This is a genomic window from Prosthecobacter sp. (genome assembly GCF_014879935.1).
GTDB lineage: Bacteria > Verrucomicrobiota > Verrucomicrobiia > Verrucomicrobiales > Verrucomicrobiaceae > Prosthecobacter.
The window spans coordinates 105,876-128,965 of sequence record NZ_JACSRD010000146.1 but is presented as its reverse complement, the minus strand read 5'-3'; the positions used below and the strand labels follow the sequence as shown (position 1 = coordinate 128,965).

Below are 23,090 nucleotides of genomic sequence, written 5' to 3'. Positions count from 1 at the left end.
TTTTTGACGGCATCACAGGGAGTGCTTGCCACGCGAGAGCAGTCTCACTCACACTGCTGAGATGAATCCGCCTGATCTTCCCCCGCCGCTTCCGCCGACACCTGTCCCGGCTGTACCGCGGAAGGGCTTTGGCACCGGAGCGATCGTGCTGATCGTCGTCGGAGCGGTGGTGCTGCCGATTGCGGTGCTGGGAGCACTGGCGGTTCCGGCTTTTCAGAGCATCCAGAAACTAGCACAGGAGGAGAAGCAGAAACGGGCGAAGGCCGCACAGGTGGTCAAACCACTCACTGCCGAGCAAAAGGTGGCGCTGCAAGCCTTTGGCGATGAACTGGCCGAGGCCTTAGCCGATGAAGACGATGAGAAGGTCAAAAGCATGCTGGATTCCGCAGCCCTGGCGGAGCGGGTGTTTGACGACCGTCTCTCCGGTGTGCCGCAGGTGGCGGATGTGAAGCGGGGGTTCTTCTCCGGCATCACCAAGAACCCGGGCGGGTGGCTGCACGACCTGATGGGGGCTGACATCAAGGTGCTGCGTCTTCATGAGCGCGAGGGCCTGCCCGCGGTGCTGCTGCGCATCAAACCGGAAGGAGGCGGCGTGAACTATGTGGACATCCTCGTGAGGCCCGAAGGCAGCACCTTCCGCGCTGTGGACATGTTCACGTACATGTATGCGAGCCTGGTCTCCGATGAAGCGCGGAACATGATGGCGATGATGCTTCCAGACTCTGCCGCAGGAAAGCTGGCAGCGTTGCTGGGCATCTCACAAACGGACACGGAGATGGTCGGGCATCTGAAATCCGCAGGCGATTTGCTCCGCGCTGGCAAGTACAAGGAGGCTCTGCGTGTGTGCGACGCCCTGCCGGCCAAATATCGCACGAACCGGCGGTTCTTCATGATGCGCCTCCAGGCACACATGGCTCTGAGCGGTACGGACGACGACAAAAACGACGCGGCTTACAAGGAAGTCCTTCGCGCTGCGCCGGACATCCTCGGCAAGGACAGCACCACTGACCTGATCATGATCGATTTGTTCTTTCTCGACAACCAACTGGCCGAGGCGGATGCCTGCATCCAGCGCGTGCAGAAGGTCATCGGCAATGATCCCTACCTGAAGGTGCTGCGGGCCAACACCCGGCGGATGATGAAGGATTATGCGGGTGCGCTGAAGCTGGCGCATGAAGCGCAGCAGGAGGAGCCCGGCCTGTATGAAGCCGTCGATGCCCGTCTGTCGATTCGGGCGGATCAGAAGGACTTTGCAGGCCTGCTGGAGGAACTGCGAGCCTTCAAGAAAACCAGCGGCGTCACGCTGACTCGTGACACGATGGCGGAGGACGCCCAGTTTGCTGAATTCCTCGCCTCGCCTGAGTTCGCCACGTGGGAGAAGGAAAACCCGGCGAAATGATCGTGCGGTTCACTCCTCCATCAGTTTCACGGCCAGGCGGCGCATGAACTGGCGCTCCGGCATCTGGCCCAGGCGCTCGTAGGCGTCATCGAGATTGCGCAGGATGCGCAGCAGGGTCGCCTCGGCGGTCGCAGGCTCACGGATGAGGTCCTCCATGCCAGGATTTGCCGCCGGGTGATGTCTGGCCACATCGCCAGCCAGCATGAAACGACCGCGATTGAAGCAATCGACCAGCCAGGTCTCCTCACGGTGACTGACGCGGGAGAGAAAATGGCCGGGGAAGTTGCATCCTTCGATTGCCAGGCCAAAACGATGACCGAGCAGGCGATAAAGGCAGCAGAGGCTGATCGGATTGCCCAAGCCGGTGTCCAGCACCCAGAACAGGTTGCTGTTGCAGGGCGCGTAGTAGTCCTTGCTGTTGCCCCGGAAGCGTGTGACGCCGCCATGCGGCGCGAACAGCCACTGGGCCAGTTCGTGGGCGTCCATGCGGCCTTTTTCGGCAAAGGCTTCCTCCGCGAGCGCGTCGAGCCGCTTCGTCAGGTCGGTAGATTGGGACTTCCAGCCGTTCAAGAAGGCGGAAAGCTGGCTCAACCCCTCCTCAAGCTGGGCATCCGGCCCGTCCATCCAGCGCCAGCGCATCCAGGTGTCCTCCAGCTCGGTGCGGCGTGCGGGCTCCAGCAGTTGGGACACCAGACGTTCCTCCTCGGCGCTGAGCGGCGTGTCCAGCGCCTCGATGTGCTGCGGCAGCTCACGACGCATCACCGTCAGCTCCTGCGTGACCGCCTGGCGCACGACTTCGGATTCGTCGTCCAGCAGCTTGATCAAATGGCTGAGGCGGGGCAGCACAGGCATGGGCAGCTTGTTAGCACGGGCGACGCGATGAAGGCAATGATGATTTTGGCAGCACCGACCGCGGGCCCGCGTCCTTCAGACCGCCGGGAAAGGCCGGTTCTGCTCCACTTTGCCAGTCCGGGGGTCCGGCGAGATGGACGGCACGCTGATGGCCCGGAACTTCACGCCGGCACAGCCGCCGCCATTCCATCGACCTCGCCAAAGCCGAGGCATCCGTGACAGGCGTGGACTTTTCAGAGAAGATGCTGGCAGTGGCCCGTGGGAAGGCTGACGGCCTTGAGGCCCGGTTTGTGGAGGGCACTCTTGAGTCAATCCCGCTTCAAGAGCCGTTTGACCTCGTGGTTTGCAGCCTCGTCCTCAATCACGTCGAAAACCTGCTTCCTTGCTTCCGGGAGATGTCCCGGCTGCTGCGGCCCGATGGCCGGATCATCGTCACCGACCTCCGGAGCAGCTTTTGGTCGCGTAAGCGGAAGGTCATCCCTTTGTTTCACGGCCTGGCGACCGATTCGTTCAGACACACGCTGGCCGATTACAAGGCTGCCACCTGTGCGGCAGGCCTCTGCCTCAAGCAACGCCGCGGCATCCGTTTCGACCGCGAGATCATCGCGAAGTATCCCGGCTACCTTCACCTGTGGCTCCTCTCGGCAGGCTACGCCTTCGACATCCGCAAAGCGGATGCGCCAGAGCCGTGCTGAGCCCATGACCGGCTCAGAGCCGGATCTGCATCGCTTTCGCAGCCCGGTGGGCCTTGGCGCGGGCTTCGTTGATGTTTTTGGCGCGGGCGAGCGTCACGGCCATTCGTCGCTGGCCGCTGACGTTGGGTTTGCCGAAGAGGCGGATCTGCGTGTCGGGCTCGGCGAGCACTTTGTCGAGGCGGCCGAACTGAACTTGGGAGGATTCACCAGCGACGAGCACGGCGCAGCTCGCGCTGGGTCCGTGCTGGCTGACATTCGGAATCGGCAGGCCGAGAATCGCCCGCACATGGAGCGCAAACTCGCTCAAGTCCTGTGAGATGAGCGTGACGAGGCCGGTGTCATGCGGGCGAGGCGAGACTTCGCTGAAGATCACGTCGTCACCTTTGACAAACAGCTCCACGCCGAACAGCCCGCGGCCGCCGAGCGCCTCGGTGATGGCTCCCGCCATCTTTTCCGCCGCCTTGAGCGCCTTTTTCGACATCGGATGCGGCTGCCAGGATTCGCGATAGTCGCCTTTGATCTGGGTATGCCCCACTGGAGCGCAGAAGGATGTGCCGCCGGCATGCCGCACCGTCAGCATGGTGATTTCATAGTCGAATTCGACGAAGCCCTCGACAATCACCTTCCCCTTCCCCGCACGTCCGCCTTCCTGCGCGTATTGCCAGGCCTTGGCGATGTCCGCTTTGCGTTTCACGACACTTTGTCCCTTGCCGGAGCTGCTCATGATCGGTTTCACCACGCAGGGCATGCCGATCTTCTCGATGCCGGCGCGGAATTCCTCCTCCGTGGCCGCAAACACATACGGCGAGGTCTTGATGCCGAGCTCCTCGGCGGCGAGACGGCGGATGCCCTCGCGATTCATCGTGAGCTTGGCCGCGCGGGCGGTGGGAACGACGCGATAGCCTTCTTTTTCCAGTTCCAGCAGGGTGTCGGTGGCGATCGCCTCGATTTCAGGCACGATGCAGTTCGGCTTTTCCACATCCACGATGCGGCGCAGTGCGTCCCCATCGAGCATGGAGATCACGTGACTGCGATGCGCCACCTGCATGGCGGGGGCGTTCGCGTAGCGGTCCACCGCGATCACCTCGCAACCGAGGCGCTGGAGCTCGATCACCACCTCCTTGCCCAGCTCTCCCGAGCCGAGGAGCATGACTTTCGTTGCGGTGGAGGAAAAAGGAGTGCCGATGCGTGCCATGCGGCCATTTAGGACGGCCCGCGCCGCCTTTCAAACGTCCGTTTTCGAGTCCGCCGGCCGGGAGCGGCAGGGTTCCCATCATCACATTCTCGATTTGCAGTTTCACGATCTCCGGCCTCCATGGCGGACCTTCCTCGCGCCATGCCCTTCCCCGGTCCGCCAGCGCCCAACCGTCTGCAAGGCCTGCTGCGCCCGGTGTTCGGCGGACTGCTGGATCTCATCTACCCGCGGCTGTGCTGCCTGTGCAAGGTGCCGGTGCCTCTGGACGCGCCCCGTGCCGGGATGCGGGCCTGGTTTTGCCAGCCCTGCGCGGATGAGGTGCCCTGGGTGGAGCCGCCTTTCTGCAAGGTCTGCGGGGAGATGTATGACGGCGCTTTCACCCACGATTTCCGCTGCATGAACTGCGACGGACGGCGGCTCGCGTTTGACTTCGCCATCGCCGCCTGCCGCGCGGAGGGCCCCGTGCGCGAGCTGGTGCATCAGTTCAAATATGAGCGGAAACTGCACCTGCGCGGTGTCCTGGCCGCCTTGCTCCTCAAGACGCTCGACGACCCGCGCCTGGCCGGCGAGGACCTCGCCACGTGGCGGCTCGTGCCTGTCCCCCTGCACCGTTCCCGCGAGCATGATCGCGAGTTCAATCAAAGCCGCGAACTGGCGCTGCGCCTGGGCCAAGCGACCGGCATCCCCGTCAGCGATGCCCTCCTCCGCTGCCGTGAAACCGACACCCAAGCGCGGCTCGACCGCGAGGAGCGGCTGCAAAACCTGCGCGGAGCCTTTGCGCTGCGGCGCACACGCTACCGCCGCAGGCCTCCATCCCTCCAGGGTGGTCGCATCCTCCTGGTGGATGATGTTTTCACCACCGGTGCCACCACCAGCGAGTGCGCCCGCGTGCTGCGGCAGGAGGGCGGGGCTGAAAAAGTAGTGGTCATCACCGTCGCACGCGGCTAGTCTCGCCCCCGCGTCCGGCACCGTCCGGGCCGGACAGTGCGAACGCCGCGGGGCCTCCCCCGGGCACCTCCTGCGAATGCCTATCGGGGAGACGTACCGCCCGGCCCCGCCCCGCAGGACGCCCACACCGACTGACCTGCCATGGGATTTTTCAAAAAACGCTCCGTTGACGAACTTGGGGAAAAGAAACGCGACATGCCGGAGGGCCTCTGGACGAAGTGCCCGTCCTGCAACGAAAGCCTTTTTGAGGATGCGCTGAACAAGAACCTGCGCGTCTGCACCCATTGCGGCTACCACTTCACCATCGGCTCCGACGAACGCGTCACCAGTCTCGTGGACGAGGGAACCTTTGCCGAGATGGACAAGGACCTCGATTCCGTCAACGCGCTCGGCTTCAAAGGCTACCTCGACAAGGTGAAGGCCTACCAGGCCAAGACGGGTCTCACCGAAGCCGTGCTCACCGGCCGTGCCAGCATTGAAGGCATCCCGGTGCTGCTGGCGATCATGGATTTCCGCTTCCTCGGCGCCAGCATGGGCAGCGTCGTCGGTGAAAAAATCACCCGCGCCATCGAGGCGGCCACCGCCGAGAAGAAGCCGGTCCTCGTCTTCTCCGCCTCCGGCGGCGCCCGCATGCATGAGGGCATCCTCAGCCTCATGCAGATGGCCAAGACCAGCGGCGCCCTGGCCCGCCATGCCGAGGCCCGCCTGCCCTACATCTCCATCCTCACCCATCCGACCACCGGCGGCGTCACCGCCAGCTTTGCGACCTTGGGCGATCTCATCATCGCCGAGCCGAAGTGCATGATCGGCTTCGCTGGTCCGCGTGTCGTGAAGGAGACCACTCATGCCGACCTTCCTCCTGGCTTCCAGACTGCCGAGTTCATGCTCCAGCACGGCCTGGTGGACATGATCGTCGATCGCAAGGACATGCGCGCCACCCTGGCCCGCGTCCTGCGGTACATGAAAGCGGCGGCCTGATCTCCGCGCGGCGGATCCGCCCGCGTGAATGCCTCAGAATCCGGGATCACGCCTGATTGACGTCCAGCACGCCGGTGCTGAAGCCGAATTTGTCCGTCTCGACGCCCATGCGCTGTGCCAGACTGACGAAGAGGTTCGAAAAAACGTGCTTCTCCTTGTCGATGGCGATGTGGCGGCCGTGCCTGTAGCCGCCGCCGGCGAGGACGAGCGGAATGTTCGCGGTGCTGTGTGAGCTGGCGTTGCCAAGATTGGAGCCAAAGATGACCGCAGTGGTGTCCAGCAACGACGCGGCCTTCAGTTTGGTGAGGAAGCTGGCAAAGGCGGCGAACTCCGCCTTCTCGATGATCTCCAGCTCGGCGATCTTGGCCTCGTCCTGCCCGTGATGGGAAAGATTGTGCCAGTCGTTCTTCACACCCTCGATCTCCGGCACCGCATTCATGCCGTTGAGGCGGAGCGTGACGGTGCGTGTGCTGTCCGTCTGCAAAGCGAGCACCACGAGGTCCTGCATGAGGTTCATTTTGCCGATCGCGTCCGTGCGGCTCTGGATGTCCGTGGGCGGCTTCGCATCCACCTTCGGTTTCGGCTTCTGCGCCCACTCCTCGTTCTGCACGAGGCGGCCTTCGAGATCGCGCACGGCGCTCAGATACTCGTCGAGCTTCTCCTGGTCGCGTTTGCCGAGGTCGCCGTGCAGTTTTTTCGCCTGGCCCATCACCGTGTCGAGAATGCTGCGGCCGCGTTTGAGATTGCGCACCTGTGCGGCGACTTCCGCAGGCGTGCCGTCGATGAAGAGCTGCGTGAACGCCTTGGACGGCGAACTTTCCGCCGGCAGCGGCACGCCGCTGGAGGACCAGGAGAGCGAATCGCTCCCCGTGCCGAGGATCAGGCTCGGGAAACGCGTCTGCGAGCCGATCTGTTCGGCGATGAGCTGGTCAATGCTGATCGTGTTCTTGAATCCGGCGAGCCCCGGATGCTTCGCAGACGTGAGCCAGGTCATTTCGGACGTATGACCGTTCGCGCCATTCTGCTCCATGTGCTGCAGGCCGGAGATGACGGAGAAGTCCTTCCGCAGGTCTTTCAACGGCTCCAGATAAGGCGTGAGCGCGTAGTCGCCGCCAGTCTCCTTGGGAAACAGGAACGGCGTGTGAAAGCCGAGCGTGGCGCACATCGCGAGGAACCGTGGCGGCGGGTTCCCAACCGCTGCCTGCGCTTTCGTGGCGAAAGCCGGCACCATCGCCTCCAGAAACGGCAGTGCGAGCACGGTTCCAGTGCCGCGCAGGAAGACACGGCGGTCGAGATGGCGTTTGGTGGCGGTGTACATGGCGGATGGGGAACGATGATGGGCGGTGAAGTCTGACACAAAGGCTAACCTGCGGCGCGTCTGAAGTTGGCCTCGTAGCCGATGGCGCCATCGACTCCGCGAAGTTGGAAGGCGATCTCGCTTTCGTTTCCATCCGGGCGCAGTTCGACGCAGAGGAAGCCGCCCTTCACGCGGTGGAACCTGTGATAGGCCTTGTCCTCGCCCGGAGTGCCGCCGGAGTGCGAATTGCTGGCCGGGCCGACGCTGAACTCGTTCAGGCCGCTGACCGGATGCACGGAGTGATACTGCCAGTGGCGGTCGCCGCAGACGACGAAGAAGTTGCCCGGCGCGTTCGCCTTCAGCCACGCGCGGATCTCATCGCCCTCATGAGTGAAGGCGTCGTTGCTGTGGTTGTCGTGCTTGTTCTCGCGGTCCGGACCGACGAGCGGCGTGGGGCTGACGAGCACCTTCCACGTGGCCGTGCTCTCCTTCACCGTGCGTTTGAACCACTCCTTCTGCTCCGCTCCCCAGATGGTCTTCTCCGGCCCGTCCGGCATCGTGTTGGGCGAGCGATAATCGCGTCCGTCGGTGAACCACACCTGCAAATCGCGGCCCCAGCGGATGGTGCGATAGTCGAGATCGCCGATGGGGGCCTGCTGGCGGAAAATCTGCACGCCTTCCTTGAACGTGAGCTCGCCCGCCTTCATGCCGGGCCACGCGTCGTTGGTGAGCGTGTCGTGGTCGTCCTTCAACCAGTAGGTCGAGGTGCTGCGCGTGGCGGCGACGAGACGCGGCAGGCTGAACATGCGCTCCCAGTGCAATCGTGCGAGCGCAGGCGAGACGGCACGCGGCGGATTGCTGTCGTAGTACACCAGATCGCCCGTCATGACGATGAAGCGCGGATCGAGCGCGGTCATGGAGGGATAAATCGGATGCCCATCGGCGTGATCGCGGTCCTGATAGCCCTGGCAGGTCATCACGCAGAAGCGCAGGGCCGTGGGCGACTCAGCGGCAGGCGCGGTGTGAAACCGGCCCGCGAAGCTGCCCCCGCCTCGTGTCTCGCTGACATAGTGATACGTGCGGCCGGGTTTGAGCCCGCTGAGCTTGAACTGGTGAATGCCATCGCCAGCATCGCTCACCTCCGTCCAAGGCGTCTCGACCGCATCGCTCAAATCCTCCTTCAAACCGAACCGCACACGCACCTGGCCTGACGCCGCCGGACACGCGCCCTCGATCTCGGCCACAGGCGGCACGGGAGGCTGCGTCCTGCCTTTGTTCCTGCCCTTTCGGAGGGCGAAGGTCACGCCGTCGTTGTTGCGCGTCGCGTTCTTCGTCAGGCGAGTCCACACGATGGCCGTGGAGTCCGTCACCTCGCCCACACGCGTGCCCGTGGCCTGAAACGGCCCCGCATCGGCGGCTTCGGCCAGCCAGGGTGCCGTCAAGGCCGCGGCGGCGGTGGTTTGCAGGAATCGGCGGCGGTTCTGAGAGGGGCGCATGCTCATGGTGCCGCCATGAACGGCTGCGAATCGTGTTTCTGGCACCGGGCTGCTCATCAACGGCGGCTGCGGCGGAGGATCATCCCCATGAAACCCAGCAGGATGAGGAGCATGCGGGAGGGCTCCGGAACGATGGCGATGTTGCCTGAGAGGGTGAAACGGCTCATGTCCCAAAACAGGCCGGTGCCGGTGAGGTCCGGCAGGTCGAGGTCGGCGCCTTCGTCACCATTGCCCACGAGATAGCCGCTGTTGAAGCTGAATCCGGTGAAGTTGGCGGTCACCATGCCGCTCCAGTCGAGCAGATTGAAGACCTGACCTGAGCGTGCGGTGAAAGAGGAAGGCGCGACCTGCAAGGTGCCGGTGGTGGTGAGAAAGTTCAGCGTGTAGCCGGTGCCTGCGGCCGGATTGTTGAACACCAACAGGTCGTGGCTGCCCGTTCCGGCCACCGCATCGATCCAGGCCTGATAGCCAATGGAACCGACCTCATGACCGCCAAAGGTGCCGTCCTCCAAGGTGGCGGACGTGATGCCCAGGACGATGGAGCCTTGCAGGTCGTGCACGGTGCCGCTGGCGCTCGCAGGCGTGAAAACGAGCGTGCCGTGGCTGGAAACGGCGGCGGAGTCCCCTGCGGTCAAAGTCGAGCCGGCGGCCAGGATCACGCTGGAACTGCGAACCACGCCCGTGCCGAGCAGTGACGCGCCCGAGGCCACGGACAGCGCCCCCGTGCCCGTCTGTCCGACGCCGGTGGCACCGACCTGCAGCGCGCCCGCGTTCACATTCGTGGCGCTTGTGTAAGTGTTCGCACCGGAAAGAGCCACCGTGCCCGCGCCTTCCTTGCTCACGCCAGCCGCCGCTGTGCCGCTGATGACGCCTGAGAGCGTGAGTGTGCCGCCAGAACTGGCGGAGACATCAAGTTCCCGGCGGTGGCCTCGGAGATGCCCACATTTCCGGCATAAGTGGCCGCAGTGGCGCCGTCCTGGAGGCGCAGGACCTTGTTGTTGCCCGAATCAGAAACGGTGAGGGCACGGCTGATGGTCACGCCCTGCGCGAGCTCGAGAACGGCGTCGGTGTTGGCCAGAGTGACGGTTCCGAGGGTGCCGAGGGCCGAATTGTTCGCCGCACGCAGGACGCCGGCATTCACCGCGGTGTTTCCATCATACGAATTCGCGCCTGTGAGGACCAGCGTGCCGGTGCCGCTCTTCGCGATTCCGGCCGCGCTGCCGCCGCTGTTGCTGATCACGCCGCTGATGACGACATCGTTGGCGGCCACTGTGCTGTCGTTGACGGTGAAGGTGCGTGTGGCTCCGTTGACGTCGAGGTTCGCGGAGATGTTCGAGGTGGCGTTGTGAAAGGTGGCCGCGCCGGTGTTGTAGGTGATGCCGCCGCCGAGCCGCAGGACGCCACCGCCTGCGCTGTCGATGATCTGGTTCACGGAACCGGCCACCGTGGTCGAATTCGAACCGAGCGTGAGCGTGCCGCCGATGGTCTCGACGTGCCCGTTGAGGTCCAGTGTCGAAGTGCCCGCCGCACGCTGGTCCAGCGTGAGGCCAAAGCCGTTCGGCAGCACCTCGTCGGCACCGAGGCGCATCGTGCCGTTGCGGATGGTCGAGGTGTTGTTGTAAGTGTTCGCTCCGCTGAGGATCAGCGTCCCGGCGCCGTCTTTGACGATGCCAGCGGCCGTCGCGCCACTGTTGCTGATGACGCCGGAGATGACCAGCTCCACATCCAGCGTGGGATTGTCCGCCACGGTGATGGTGCGGGAGGCGTTGTTGAGGTCCAGGCCGGCCGAGATGACCGCCTGGCCGTTTTCAAAGCCCGCCGAGCCCGCGTTGGAAGCCACACTGCCTCCCAGGCGCAAAAGACCGCCCCCGGCCGTGTCGATGATGCCCGGCGTGGCTCCTGCCAGCGTGGTGGTGGAGCTGCCGAGCGTGAGCGCGGCGATGGTTTCCGTCATGCCATTCAGCTCGAAGGTGCCGCGATTGACTGTCACGTTCTCGGCGTCGGGAATGACCTGCGACGCGCCCAGCTTGAGGGTGCCGTTGTTGATGGTGAGCGTGCCCGTGAAATCATTGCCGGCATTCTCCAGCGTCAAGGTTCCAGCGCCGTCCTTGAGCACCTGATCCACCGGAGAGACATCGCCGGAGCCGATCCGGCCGCTGGCGATGATGTCGCCCTCGCCGCCAAAGGTGACATCACGGAACGTTCCGCCGGCCACGATGGCGGAAACGGTGAGCTTTGAGCCGGCATCGGCATGAATGCGTGCATCGGCAGCGAGATTGATCGCACCGGTCCAGGCATTGATGCCCGCGACGCTGCGCAGCGCTCCCGTGGATGACGGGCCGCCGCCTGCGATGAGCAGGCTCTCGCCGCTGACGGTGATGCCGCCATCAATCTCCAGCGCGTCGCCGCTGTTGATCGTGGTGCCGCCGGCCGTGCTGCCCAGGGCGCTGGCATGCTGGATGCGCACCACGCCGTCCCCCACGGCAAAGACATCGGCAAATGTGTTGGCGCCGGAGAGCACGAGACGCCCCAGGCCATTCTTGGTGAAGGTCCCCGGCGTTCCGCTGTTCTGAATGACCGAGGTGACGGTCAGATCGACATCGGCCGCCGTGGAATCATCCACCGTCCACGTGCGCACACCGTTCAAATCGACCGTGCCGCCGCTCAGGAAGGAAGCCTGGCCGTTGACATTGTCATTGGCGGTCAGATTGCCGCCGAGGGTGAGCACCGTGCCGCTGGCCAGCGTGATGGTGGCCGCAACGGTCTGGGCGGTGTTTGTGGTGGAGCCAAAGGTGAGCAGACTGGCCGTCTGCGCCGCTTGATTCAGCTCGAGCAAGCCCTGCACCACGACCAGACTGGCGGTGCTGAGGCTGCTGCTGGAGGTCACACGCAAGGTGCCGGCGGCCGTGTTGACGGTGGTGGTGCCGGTGTAGGTGTTCGCTGCGGAGAGCGTGAGCACGTTGTTGCCGGTGTAGGTGAGATTGTCCGCGCCCGTGCCCGGACCATCGACAATCGGGCCGGTGATGTCGATGGCGGCGTTGCCTGCGAAGGTCTGCGTGCGCGCCTGGTTGTTTTCCGCCAGCACCACTCCGCCCAGCACCAGCTTGTTGCCCGTGCCGGCGTCGGTCACTGTGAGAACGGTGGAATTGGTGAAACTGAGCTGGCCGAAGCTGAGCGTGCGTCCCGTGCCATTCAGCGTGACCGTGCGGCTGCCGCCGGCGCTGGCGGTTCCATTGATGAAACTGAGGCTGTTCGTGCCGCCGAAGGAGAAATTGCCGTCCAGCGTGACCAGATTGGCCGTGGCGACCACGATGTCGGCCCCGCTCGTGTTGTCGATGGCACCAGCGTTGATGTCCAGCGTGCCGCTGCCGATGGCGGCGGCATGATTGATGTGCAGCGTGCCTGCCGAAAGAGTGACCAGCGAGGTGGTGCTCGATCCGCCGAGAATGAGCGTGCCTGCGGTGTTGTTCAGCGTCGTGGCACCGGTGTAGGTGTTGTTTGCCACGAGGTTCAGGGTGCCGCTGCCGGTGTAGCTGAGGGCGTCCGCGCCTGTTCCCGTGCCATCCACCACCGCGCCGACGATGTCGATGGCAGCGCTGCCGGCGAAAGTTTGCGTGCGTGTCTGGTTGTTCTCCGCCAGCACCAGCCCGCCAAGCACGAGCTTGTTCCCCGTTCCCGCATCGTTCACGGTCATCGTGGTCGCATTCGTGATGGAAAGCTGGCCGAATGCGAGCGTCCGGCCCGTGCCGTTCAGCGTGATCGTACGGCTGCCGGTGGCGAGGGTGGTGCCGTTGGCAAAGCTGAGGTCGTTGGTGCCACCGAACGCGAAATTCCCGCCCCACGTCACCACATTCGGGGTGCTCAATGTGATCGTGGCCCCGCTGCTGTTGTCGATCATGGATCCCGTGTTCAAAGTCAGGCCGCCCGTGCCGATGGCGGAGGTGCTGTTGAGATGCAGCGCACCGGCTGACACGGTCGTGGTGCCGGTGTAAGTGTTCGCTCCGGAGAGAATCCAGGTGCCGGTGCCGCTCTTGGTCAGGCTGAGGACACCGGTGGTGCCGTCCGTGTTCTGAATGACGCCGGAGATCGTGTTGAGGTCCGTGTTTGAGCCGCTCAGCGTCAGAGAGCGTGCCGTGGTGACGCCGGGAACGGCGACATTGAACACAGGGGCATCGAAGACCAGTGCCCCCGTGCCGTTGTTCGCGATCGTGCCTCCCTGGCCGTGGGTCGCGGTGCTGGTGCCGAGCTGGAAGCTGCGGTCGGAGCTGTCACCGCTGCCGATGTATTCGAGCGTCCCCATGCGGAACTGGGTGCTAATCAGGACCGGCACCCCAGCCTCGCCCTGGCCGATGGAGCTGTTCTGGCCGTAGTCGGCCATCTTGGTGATCATGGTGACATTCACGGCGAGATAAGTCTGCCCCGTGTAGCTGCTGTCCGTGGCCTGCAGCAGCAGGGTGCCATCGCCGTTCTTCGTCAGGCCGCCGGAACCGCCGATGGCACCGCTGATGATGGCGTCGAGGTTCACTGCGGCGGCGTTGGCGATCTCCAGCGTCCGCACAGCGGAACCGAGGTCGATGGGATTCTGGAAATCGATCGTATGGGTGGCGGACGTTGCTCCGAGATAGAGAGAGGAGCCGTTCGGCACGAAACTGCCGCTCCCCCAGATCACGGTGTCACCCGCGCCGCCGAGGTTCACGATGCGATCTGCGTTGAACGCGGCAAAACCACCGCCGCCGGTCCACTGCACCTGATCCACTCCGGTGCCGAGCGCCCGAGTCAGATTCCCCGTGCCGAGGCCCGCCACACCACCGCCGCCGATGCGCAGATTGCTGGTGCCGCCCGTGACTGCGACGCCGCCGGGCAGCGCGTTCACATGATTCAGCACCAAGACGCCGCCATTCACAAAAGTCTGGCCGGTGTAGGTGCCTGCGGCGGTGAGGCTCAGCGTGCCGGAGCCGTTTTTGATCAGTGAGCCGGTGCCTGTGCCGCTGATGACGCCTCCGCTCAGCGCGGCATCGATCAGCGATGTGGTGCCCGAGTTGCCATCGTTCACAGTGATGGTCCGCGTGCCGCCGTTCAGATCGATCGGGTTCTGGAAATCGACCGTGTGCGAGGAATCCTGCGTGTCGCTGCCGTTCCCATAGCCGAACAGCAGGGCGCTGCCCGCAGGCACGAAGCCGCCCGCGCCCCACACCATCGTCTCTCCGGCACCGCCGATGTTTACCCCACGATCCGCGCCGAAAGCGGCAAAACCGCCCGCTCCCGTCCACTGCACCTGATCCGCGCCCGTGCCGAGGCCACGGGTGAAATCGCCCGCGCCAAGGCCGAGGATGCCGCCTGCGAAGGTCAGCCCGCTCAGGCCGCCCGCCGCGCCGATGCCGCCGGGCAAGGCATTCGCATGACTGAGCACCACCACCGCCGTGCCGCCGAGCGTGGTGCCGCCGCTGTAAGTGTTCGCGCCTGCCAGCGTCAGCCGGGCTCCGCCCGCGATGGTCAATCCGTGGCCAAGACCGCCGTCACTGACGCTGCCGCTGATCGTCAGGTTGTGTGTCTTGTCACCGCTGTTGGCCACGGTGATCGTTCGCGTGGCATTGAGCAGAAGATCCAACCCGATCGTGTCGGTGATCGTCGCGTTGAAGGTGGGACCGGCTCCCGCGCTGGTCGCGATGTCACCGCCCAGCGTGACGCGGTTTCCGCTGAGCGTGAAGGCCGAGACATTCGGATTCGTGTCGTTCAGAAACGTGATGCCTCCGATGATCGTGTCCGCCGCCAGATCGTTCACCGGTGCCAGCCGCGTGCTGCCGCCAAACTGCAGCACATCACCGGCCGTGAACGCGGTTCCGGACCAGTTCGCCGCCGTGGACCACAGATCGTCACCGCCTCCGCCGTTCCAGACCAGCGTCGCCGCTCCGGCATCGGCACAGCACAGCAGCAGGCCGAGGATCCGAAGCCGGAAAAGGGCACGAAACGAGTGCACCCGCGTGAGGTTGGAAGCGCGCATCCGGCCATCCTGACCATTTTTGCCCGAAACGGCTATTACCCGATCTGGCTATGCCCGCACCAGCCCGCGTTCGAAGGCGATGTTCACCGCCTCGGCCCGGTCTGCCGCGCCCAGCTTGCCCAAAATGGCGCAGACGTGGGCCTTGGCCGTGTGCTCGCTGATTTCCAGCGCCCTTCCGATGTCCCGGTTCGAAAGCCCCCGGCGCATGAACTCCAGCACCTCGAGCTCGCGCCCCGTGAGCTGCCGCCGCTGTGCCCACTCATCCATGCGCTGCGCCAGCCGCGCGGGCAGGCAGCTCCCACCGCCGTGCACCTGACGAATCGCCGCCGCCAAGTCGGCACGGCTCACGTTTTTCGACAAATAACCCGCCGCACCGCCCTCCACCGACCTCAGAACGTCCTCGTCGAACTCCGAGGTCGTCAGCACGATCACCTTCGCCTCGGGGGATTGCTCGCGAACTCGTTTCAGCGTCTCTATGCCGTCGATGCCGCCCGGCATCCGCAGATCCAGCAGCGTCACATCCGGCCGCGCCTCGGCGTGCAGTTTCACCGCCTGCATCCCGTCATCCGCCTCGGCCACGACGAGCAGATCCTGCTCGCTCGAAAGCAGCGTCACCAGTCCCATGCGGACGATGGAATGATCGTCCACCAGCATGATTCGGATGGCAGTTCGCGGAGGCATGAGTTCGCTGTGATACCATCAAACCGCGGCGCCTTCCATTGCCCGATCCGGCGATATGGCTGCTCCTTGCCACCCACAGCCGCGCACTCTAGGCTCGCCGCGCATGTCACCCCGCGTCATCGTCTGCGCCATCCTGGGCTTTTGCGGTCCGGTCGTGGCCCAGACGGCCCCGCAGGTCCTGCGCAGTTGCTCCGAAATCCGCCTGCTCACCCGCGAGGAGGCCGCCACGGCCATTCCCGTGGAAGTGACGGGCGTGGTGACCCGGATCGACGCCGGCGGGAACGGTTTCGTCGTGCACGATGATGCCGGGGTGTGGGTTTCGACCAACGAGGATGTGAAGCTGAAGTTCCTCCAGCAGCCGCTTCCTGCCATGAACGTGGGCGATGTCATCGAAATCACCGGTGTGAGCGGCCTGGGGCACTTTGCCTCCACCATCTGGCCGCAACGCGCCCGCATCATCGGCCGGCGTGCGCTGCCGCCCGCCGTTCCCGTGACTCTGGCGGAGCTGAACACCGGATTTCACGACAGCCAGCGCGTCTCGCTCTCCGGAGTCGTGCAAGTCGTCGAGAGGGCCAGAACCTACCGCGACGAACCCGTGCTCCAATTCACCCTTTCCACCCTCGGCGGCCGCGCCTTCTTCTGGCACTTCGATCTTGGCACAGACACCCGGCCTGAACGCTACCTCGACGCCGAGGTGAAAGTCACCGGCGTCTGCGGCCCCAGCTTCAACTCCCGCGGCGAACTCGTCGGCGTGCGCATCCAGTCCACCGACTCCTCCGACATCGCGATCCTCAAACCCGGCATCGCCGATCCATTCTCCGCGCCGCTGGTGCCGCTGGAAAAAATCTCCGGCTTCCACGCCTCGTTCGATCCGCTGCATCTGCGGCGCATCACGGGTGTGCTCACCTACATCGAGCCCGGCCGGTTTCTCTACCTGCAGCATGGCAGTCGCGGTGTCCGTGTGCAGACACGGCAGGAAGACGCCTTCGCGCTGGGTTCCGTCATTGAGGCGGCAGGGTTCATCGCCACGCCCCACTACTACGCTGAAATGGAGGAGGCGCTGCTGCGGGTGAAGTCATCCGGCACACCGCCGCCACCAGCGCCGGCCACCCTGGCGCAAATCCGCGGCGTGCGCCTCGGCCGCAGCGGCTCGTATGTCGAGGACTACGACGGCCGCCTCGTCACGCTGCGCGGCCGCATGATCAGCCTCCAGCATGTGGCCGGGAACCCCGTCCACCTGTTCTTCGAGTGCGATGGCGAACTCATCCGCGCCAGCCTGCCGGAGGCACACCCCCATGGCACGCTCGATGCGCTCCTGACCGGAGCCGAACTGTCCATCACCGGCGTCTGCCGCACGACTTTCCAGCGCGAGCGCCTCGTGCCGGACAAGGGATTCAGCCCCACCGCGATCGAACTCCTGCTGCGCAATGCCGGTGATGTGCGTGTCATCGCCGCGGCACCGTGGTGGAACGTGCGCCGCCTCGCCATCGCCCTCGGCATCACGCTGGTCATTCTGCTGCTCGCTTTGATTTGGGTGCGCGTGCTGCGCCATCTCGTCAACGTCCGCAGCCGCCAGCTTGCCGAGGAAACCCGCGCACGACGCGATGCGGAGGTCGAGTTTCTAGCCGTTCAACGCGAGCGCACGCGTCTCGCCGCCGATCTGCATGACACGATGGCCCAAACCCTCACCGGCATGGCCATGCAGCTCGAGGCCGCGGATGATCTGCGTGTCGGGCAGCCGGAAAAAAGCGCCTATCACCTCGATCTCGCACGCCAGCTCCTCGCCCGCAGCCGCGAGGATGTGCAGCGCAGCGTTTTCAACCTCCGCACGCACCTGCTCGAAGGCGGCAGCCTCGCCGCCGCGCTCCAACGCATCGCCGACGACCGCTCTCTCGGCATCGCCACCCGGATCACGGTCGCAGGCGAATGCTCGCTGCCGCACGTCCCCGACGACATCGCCGGGAACCTGCTGCTCATCGCCCAGGAGGCCATCACCAATGCCCTGAAGCACGCCCAGCCGAAGCACATCACCCTGAAACTCTCCTGTCAGGACACCGTCGTCACCCTGGCCATCCATGATGACGGCCGCGGCTTCGATCCCGACACCGTTCCTGGCATTCAGCAGGGCCACTTCGGCGTCCAGGGCATGAAGGAGCGCATGAAACGCCTCGGTGGCAGTCTCACGATCCAAAGCAAGCCCACAGGCGGCACCACCTTGATCGCGAACGTCAGACTACCAGCCTGATCAAAGCCGCAGCTTCTTCGCAAGAAGGGCCTCCTTCTCGGCCTCGGTCATCGGTTTGAAATCGACTTTGCAGTTCGGCAGCGCCGCCTTGATCGCCTCCACATCGGCTTCAAAGATGTCCACGGTCTCGATCTTGAGTTTGGTCAGCTTCGGCAGCGATTTGAGCTGCGGAATGATCTTCGCGCTGAGACGCGCCTCGGTGAGTTCGAGGGATTCGAGCGTCTTGATCTGCGCGATCACCTCCATCGTCGATTCATCGAAGCTCGCGGGCGAATCCTTGCCCCATTCGGGCAAACGCTGGCCCATGCGGAGCGAGGTCAGAGACAGCTTTGCGAGATGCGCATTGCCCGCCTGTGTCTGCGCCGTGTGCCAGGTGCGGAACCCTTTCAACTGCGTGAGCTGCCCGATGGCCTCCAGCGCGACATCCCCGGCCGTCGATCCGGCGAAGGTCAGATTCTCCAGCTTTGGCAGTGCCTTCAATTCAATCAATCCGCTGCCGGTGAAGTCCTTCGAGCGAAACGCGGGATGGAAAAACGCGAGCGTCTTGAGCTTCTGAAACGCGGCAAAGTGCTTGTAGCCCGCGTCGGTGAGCTGGATGCCGTCGGTGCTGAGTCGTTCGAGCTCCGTGAGCCCGGTGAGCAACGCGATCGTGCTGTCGGTGATCGTTTTGCCGCTGATCGAGAGATCCTTGATCGTCGTGAAGCTTCCGAGCGTTTTGAAATCCGCCTCGGTGAACGCATCGCACTTCACCTGCACCTGCGTGACGACACCACCGGTTTCCGTGACCTTCGCGCCGAGTTTCTTGAGTGCTTCAACATCGGCGGCAAAAGATGACACCGCAGAGAGAAGGAGAAGGCAGAGAAGAGATTTCATGGCTGGCGGGCGGGACGAAGAATGAGGTTGCGATATTGCACGCTGGTGTGGTCGCCTTGCAAGTAGATGGGGCCGGGTTGGGTGACATCACTCTTCAACGCGCCGCCGGTGCAGCCGGGAACAGGCTGGTTGTCGATGACCTTGTCGCCATTGAGCACGACGGTGACGTGACGATCTACAAGCGTGATGTCGAGCACATCCCACTCGCCTGCCGGTTTGCCCGCGTTGTGCGTCGGTGTGATGCGGCCAAAGACCGCACCAGGACCGTTGATGCCCTGCATCTTGCTGTCGCGATGCGTCACCTGCACTTCATACATGCCGCGCAGGTAGATGCCGCTGTTCCCACCGGTCTCGGGCGGCAGGCGATACTCAATGTGAAGCTGGAAGTCCTCAAACTCGGCCTCGGTGCGCAGGTTCGTGTGCTCGCCATAGGCGCTGAAGTCCGTCTTCGGTGTGTCGTTGGTCAAAAAGCCGTCACGCGCGCTCCAGCCGTTCTTTTTGGCCGGATTGCTGACACGCCAGCCCGTGAGATCACGTCCGTTGAAGAGCGTGATGGGTTCGCCAAACACGACCTTCGACAAATCAGGCGGCGGAGGCATCGGTGGCTGCTTTTTGCCGGAAAAGACGACTGCGAGGCCGTTTTCAGGCTGCATTGATCCACGCATTGCTTCGCCTTCCGCCGTCATCGTGATGCGATACTTCACCGCAGGCTCCTCCTTCGGCGCGAGCGGTCGTTTGATGGCCTTGTCGAAGCTCAGCGTGCCGTTTTGCCGCTCGAACGAGTCCAGCGGCCTCGCCGAACCGACGCCCCACATGAGTTCGACCTTGTCCTGCTCGACGGAGAGCCAGCCTTTCTCATCCTTGGGCAGATCGAGCGACCATTGGCCGGTGAGCGCGTCCTGGGCGGACAACGAGGTGGTGAGGAGAATCAGCAGCAATCGGATCATGATCATCGATGACTCATTCCACACACCAAGTCATGCGCTTCGCGAAGTCGGCCTGAAAATCACCACGCCAGCGCGTCACCGTGCTACGCGGGTCAAAACCTTCCTTCGCCGGCAGATCACGCCACCAGCCGTCGGCTTCCCGCCGGAACTGGCCGCCCCAGCCGGGTTTCGTCGGATCAGCCGGATCGTTGCCTCCGAGCGGGAGAAAGAAGAACCACGACGGCGTGTCGCCCTCCTTCATGCAGCGATTCGGATTCGGCGCGGTGGACGTTTTCATCGGATACAAGGTCCCCAGCGGCCCTCGCGACTTCACATTCGCCTCGATCCACGCTGCGCCGGTCAGGGATTCATCGCCAGTGAGATAAACGCCGCGATAGGTGCCCTCGCGTTTGTCTCGCCCCTCCGGCGCCTTCGCCAGGATGTAGTTCAGCCCGGGAAACTCGACGCGCATCCAGTCGGCGATGCGATCCTGATCATTGATGTCATACACGCGCACCCTCTTCGCGAATGTCGCCAGGCCATCCAGGCCGCGATCCTTCTTCACCCGCCACAGAGCCTGCGCAAAATCCGTCTGGCCACCCCAGATCGCCACATTCAGAGGCCGCTCCGCCGTTCCTGCGTCGATCAGCCGCACCAGTTCACGCGAACCTTCGCTGTCGTGGCCTTCACCGATGTTTTCGCGGCCACGATGAGGATTGCCGGACTTCACGCACTTGCGCAACGCCTCCGCTTCCGGCCATCCGACCGCATGTTTCTTGAGATTTGGCAGCACCTTCTCATAACCGCCGATGATCTCGCGGATCAGCTCCGCCTTCGTCACCGCCTCCTTCAACTCGCCCGGCGTTCCAGCCGCGCTCGCCAGCAACAGTTCGATGTCGAACTCGTTCGCATACACCATGAGTCGCACCATCGACTGCTGGTCATCCGGATCGCCGCCAATGTCAGTCAGGATGGCGAGACGAGGACGCTGACCACCAAAGGATGCGGAGGCCATGGCAAGGAGGCTGAGGATGACTCGAACAATCATGATGGATCTGGATTGGACTTTGAACGGCATTACAAGCGCTTCGGGTTGACCGGAGATGCCGGAGGATTTGGCGAGGCGCGATCTCGAAACTGAGCGTGAAGCCGTTTCATGGCGGCTTCTGCCTCGGGGTCCGGGTTTTGGGCACGATTGCGGAACTCATGCGGGTCGTCGCGGTGGTCGTAGAGCTCGATGCCGTCGGTTCCGCCGTTCCACTCGGTGTAGCGCCAGCGTTCGGTGCGGATGCTGCGGCCCATGACCTGCTGCGGCAGCCGGTCGTCGGCGGGACGCAGAATCTGGGTGATGGCGGCGCCGTCCCATTCCATCAGCGGGTCGTTCAGCAGCGGGACCAGGCTGCGGCCATGCAGTCCGGCTGGGAGCGGCAGCGCGGCGAATCCGGCGACAGTGGGAAAAATGTCCACGAACTCGACAACGCGGGGGCATTCCCGGCCATTTCCCTTCGCCGCTGGCGCACGGATGATGAGCGGAGCCCGCGCACCTTCTTCAAACAGCGTGCGCTTCTGCCAGATGCCGTTGTGCTCGCCGAGATGATAGCCGTGATCGCTCCATAGCACGATGATGGTGCGGTCGGCGAGTTTGAGGCGGTCCAGCGCATCGAGCAGACGACCCACCTGCGCGTCCACGAACGAAACGCAGGCATGGTAGGCCTGCATCGCCCTGCGGCAGGTGAGTTCGTCGAGTCCGTAGTTTGGAATCGGGTTGTTATGTGCAAACGCGGGCACGGGAATGTCCGCACGATCATCAGGCGGCGCATAAGGCAGGCGCATCGCTTCAAGCGGATGCATGTCGAAGTACTTCTTCGGCGCGACGAAAGGTGTGTGCGGGCGGAAGAAACCGACACCGAGGAAGAACGGCTCGTCGCGATGCTGTTTGAGGAGCTTGATGGCCTCGCTGGCGATCATGCCGTCGGTTTGCTCCTCGTCGGCACCATCGGCGGCGAGCCAGCTCAGAGCGGCGCTGACGGGCTTCGCGGGCGTCGGGTTGGTGATCTTGTCTTCGTCCACCACATCGCGGCCTTTTGGATTCACGACGACCTGCCATGACGGTTGGTCATCGAGCCCGTCGGTGCCGATGCCTTTGGGCACGTCGTAGTGGTAGATCTTCCCGACGCGGGCGGTGAACCAGCCGTTGTTTTTGAAAAGCTGCGGCAGCGTGACCACATCCGGCAACGCCGCACGGAAATGGCGGTCGAGGTCGTACACCTGCGTGGCATCCGGTCTGCGGCCGGTCATCAACGACGCGCGGCTGGGATTGCAGAGCGGGATCTGATTGTAGGCACGGTCAAACCGCACGCCCGAGGCCGCGAGACGGTCCATATGAGGCGTTTTGGCCACCGGATCGCCATAACAACCGAGCGCGTTCGACAGATCGTCGATGGCGATGAAGAGGACGTTCGGCTTTCGCTCGTCTGCCGCGGCCAAAGACACGCCACCGAGCAGGCAGAACGCGACCGTCCGAAGCGCGGGAGTGATTTTTGTCATGCAGCCTGAACGAGGCACACAGCAGGACGATTGCGCCTGATTTTCGATCTCCGAGGCCGGCTCACTCCGCACCGCCAAGCACCGGAACCGCCGGGAGGCGGATGCTGAGGATGTGGGCGATGATGTCCCAGCGTTGCTGCTCGGTGAGTGTTTTTTCAAAGCTGACCATCGCCGTGCCGTTCAGACCGGTGGCCAGCACGCGGAAGAGATCATCCGGCCCGTCGCCGCAGCGCAGATGCGGCTGGCGCAGGTCCGCAGGCGCGGCTGGCAGGCCCCAGATGTCCTTCAGGGCCACAGCGGCCGCGCCTTTGCCATCCGCCTTCTCGCCATGACAGGCGGCACAGTTTCCGGCGAAGAGCTTCGCACCCGCCGTGGCGTGTGTTTTCACCTGATCGGGTGCTTTGAACCACTCAGGCGCGGCGGAGAACGTCAGCGGCTGGGCGTAGCTCTCCGCTTTCCGCCAGCGGCGGGAGAATGACTTCACGTAGGTGATGACGGCATCGACTTCCCCGTCTGTGAGCTGGGTGAACATGCCCATCGCCGTGCCGGTGAGCCCGTGGCGGATGGTGCGGCGCAGATCGTCATCCGTGGGCAGGGCACCGAGCGGTGTGGTGCGGAATTTGAACATGCCCTCGCGGAACGAACGCGGTTTCGGCTTCAAAGTCGGGCTCATCTCGCCATTCCCATCGCCACGCTGGCCGTGGCAGACGATGCAATTGCGCTCATAGATGTACTTCCCCTCCATGTACAGGTTGAAGTCGAGCTGCACCGGTTCCGCAGCGAAAAGCGATGGGAAATGGAAGCAGACCAGCAGGAAGAAAACTCGGGCGCGCGTCACCATGGTTGGGTGAAGAGAATCGTTCACTAAAACCGTAAAACCACGCCGATCTTGGCAGACAGCGAGCCTCGACTGGCAGCCACATCCGTCTTGACTGCCGTTCGGCTGGCGAGGCATCA

General features: G+C 64.0%; 17 protein-coding genes. 5 read left to right on the top strand and 12 right to left on the bottom strand.

Features of this window, described 5'->3' with window-relative positions; translation table 11 throughout:
• The first annotated feature begins 145 nt into the window (after window positions 1-145).
• Window positions 146-1,399 carry a hypothetical protein gene (locus IAE77_RS13770; protein ID WP_294227443.1) on the top strand — a complete coding sequence of 418 codons (1,254 nt, stop codon included), beginning with the start codon at window positions 146-148 and terminating at the stop codon, window positions 1,397-1,399.
• Between the two features lie 9 nt (window positions 1,400-1,408).
• Here the strand turns inward: IAE77_RS13770 and IAE77_RS13765 are convergent, their stop codons facing one another.
• Window positions 1,409-2,251 (bottom strand): transglutaminase-like domain-containing protein, encoded by an 843-nt coding sequence (locus IAE77_RS13765; protein ID WP_294227441.1) that lies wholly within the window; start codon window positions 2,249-2,251, stop codon window positions 1,409-1,411.
• 188 nt (window positions 2,252-2,439) lie between these two features.
• Between IAE77_RS13765 and IAE77_RS13760 the strand changes: the two genes are divergently transcribed.
• A complete protein-coding gene (locus IAE77_RS13760; RefSeq protein WP_294227538.1) occupies window positions 2,440-2,946 on the top strand; it encodes a class I SAM-dependent methyltransferase in 507 nt (168 codons plus the stop codon).
• Window positions 2,947-2,959: 13 nt separating this feature from the next.
• Here IAE77_RS13760 and purT read toward each other — a convergent pair whose 3' ends face one another.
• The gene (purT, locus tag IAE77_RS13755; protein ID WP_294227439.1) at window positions 2,960-4,141 is read right to left on the bottom strand and encodes a formate-dependent phosphoribosylglycinamide formyltransferase; all 1,182 of its coding nucleotides are present in this window, start codon (window positions 4,139-4,141) and stop codon (window positions 2,960-2,962) included.
• A gap of 120 nt (window positions 4,142-4,261) precedes the next feature.
• On the opposite strand from purT, the gene IAE77_RS13750 reads away from it, so the two are divergent.
• Entirely contained in the window at window positions 4,262-5,089 is an 828-nt protein-coding gene (locus tag IAE77_RS13750) for a ComF family protein (protein ID WP_294227437.1), read from the top strand.
• Window positions 5,090-5,230: 141 nt separating this feature from the next.
• A complete protein-coding gene (accD, locus tag IAE77_RS13745; RefSeq protein ID WP_294227435.1) occupies window positions 5,231-6,067 on the top strand; it encodes an acetyl-CoA carboxylase, carboxyltransferase subunit beta in 837 nt (278 codons plus the stop codon).
• Between the two features lie 46 nt (window positions 6,068-6,113).
• On the opposite strand, the gene IAE77_RS13740 is transcribed toward accD, so the two are convergent.
• Genes IAE77_RS13740 through IAE77_RS13720 form a run of 5 tightly spaced genes read right to left on the bottom strand, consistent with a single transcriptional unit; the run spans window position 6,114 to window position 15,515 of the window.
• Window positions 6,114-7,385: a DUF1552 domain-containing protein gene (locus tag IAE77_RS13740; RefSeq protein ID WP_294227433.1), complete on the bottom strand. Its 1,272-nt coding sequence runs from the start codon at window positions 7,383-7,385 to the stop codon at window positions 6,114-6,116.
• A 44-nt stretch (window positions 7,386-7,429) separates the two neighbouring features.
• Window positions 7,430-8,866 (bottom strand): metallophosphoesterase family protein, encoded by a 1,437-nt coding sequence (locus IAE77_RS13735; RefSeq protein ID WP_294227431.1) that lies wholly within the window; start codon window positions 8,864-8,866, stop codon window positions 7,430-7,432.
• A 50-nt stretch (window positions 8,867-8,916) separates the two neighbouring features.
• Window positions 8,917-9,702, bottom strand: a complete 786-nt coding sequence (locus tag IAE77_RS13730; RefSeq protein ID WP_294227430.1) for an autotransporter-associated beta strand repeat-containing protein — start codon at window positions 9,700-9,702, stop codon at window positions 8,917-8,919.
• Window positions 9,699-14,861: an autotransporter-associated beta strand repeat-containing protein gene (locus tag IAE77_RS13725; RefSeq protein ID WP_294227428.1), complete on the bottom strand. Its 5,163-nt coding sequence runs from the start codon at window positions 14,859-14,861 to the stop codon at window positions 9,699-9,701. Before IAE77_RS13725 ends, IAE77_RS13730 begins: the two co-directional genes overlap by 4 nt.
• A 48-nt stretch (window positions 14,862-14,909) precedes the next feature.
• Window positions 14,910-15,515, bottom strand: coding sequence for a response regulator transcription factor (locus IAE77_RS13720; protein WP_294227426.1), 606 nt, complete (start codon window positions 15,513-15,515; stop codon window positions 14,910-14,912).
• A gap of 130 nt (window positions 15,516-15,645) precedes the next feature.
• Between IAE77_RS13720 and IAE77_RS13715 the strand changes: the two genes are divergently transcribed.
• Window positions 15,646-17,787: a sensor histidine kinase gene (locus IAE77_RS13715; protein WP_294227425.1), complete on the top strand. Its 2,142-nt coding sequence runs from the start codon at window positions 15,646-15,648 to the stop codon at window positions 17,785-17,787.
• Here IAE77_RS13715 and IAE77_RS13710 read toward each other — a convergent pair whose 3' ends face one another.
• The 5 genes from IAE77_RS13710 to IAE77_RS13690 form a co-directional block, all read right to left on the bottom strand.
• A complete protein-coding gene (locus tag IAE77_RS13710) occupies window positions 17,788-18,660 on the bottom strand; it encodes a hypothetical protein (RefSeq protein WP_294227423.1) in 873 nt (290 codons plus the stop codon).
• Complete coding sequence (locus IAE77_RS13705) at window positions 18,657-19,607, bottom strand: DUF1080 domain-containing protein (protein WP_294227421.1); 951 nt, start codon at window positions 19,605-19,607, stop codon at window positions 18,657-18,659. The genes IAE77_RS13710 and IAE77_RS13705 overlap by 4 nt, the downstream gene beginning before the upstream one ends.
• A 13-nt stretch (window positions 19,608-19,620) precedes the next feature.
• Complete coding sequence (locus IAE77_RS13700) at window positions 19,621-20,601, bottom strand: DUF1593 domain-containing protein (RefSeq protein ID WP_294227419.1); 981 nt, start codon at window positions 20,599-20,601, stop codon at window positions 19,621-19,623.
• Window positions 20,602-20,663: 62 nt separating this feature from the next.
• A complete protein-coding gene (locus IAE77_RS13695; RefSeq protein ID WP_294227416.1) occupies window positions 20,664-22,133 on the bottom strand; it encodes a sulfatase in 1,470 nt (489 codons plus the stop codon).
• Window positions 22,134-22,194: 61 nt separating this feature from the next.
• The gene (locus tag IAE77_RS13690; protein ID WP_294227414.1) at window positions 22,195-22,974 is read right to left on the bottom strand and encodes a cytochrome c; all 780 of its coding nucleotides are present in this window, start codon (window positions 22,972-22,974) and stop codon (window positions 22,195-22,197) included.
• Between the last annotated feature and the right edge of the window lie 116 nt (window positions 22,975-23,090).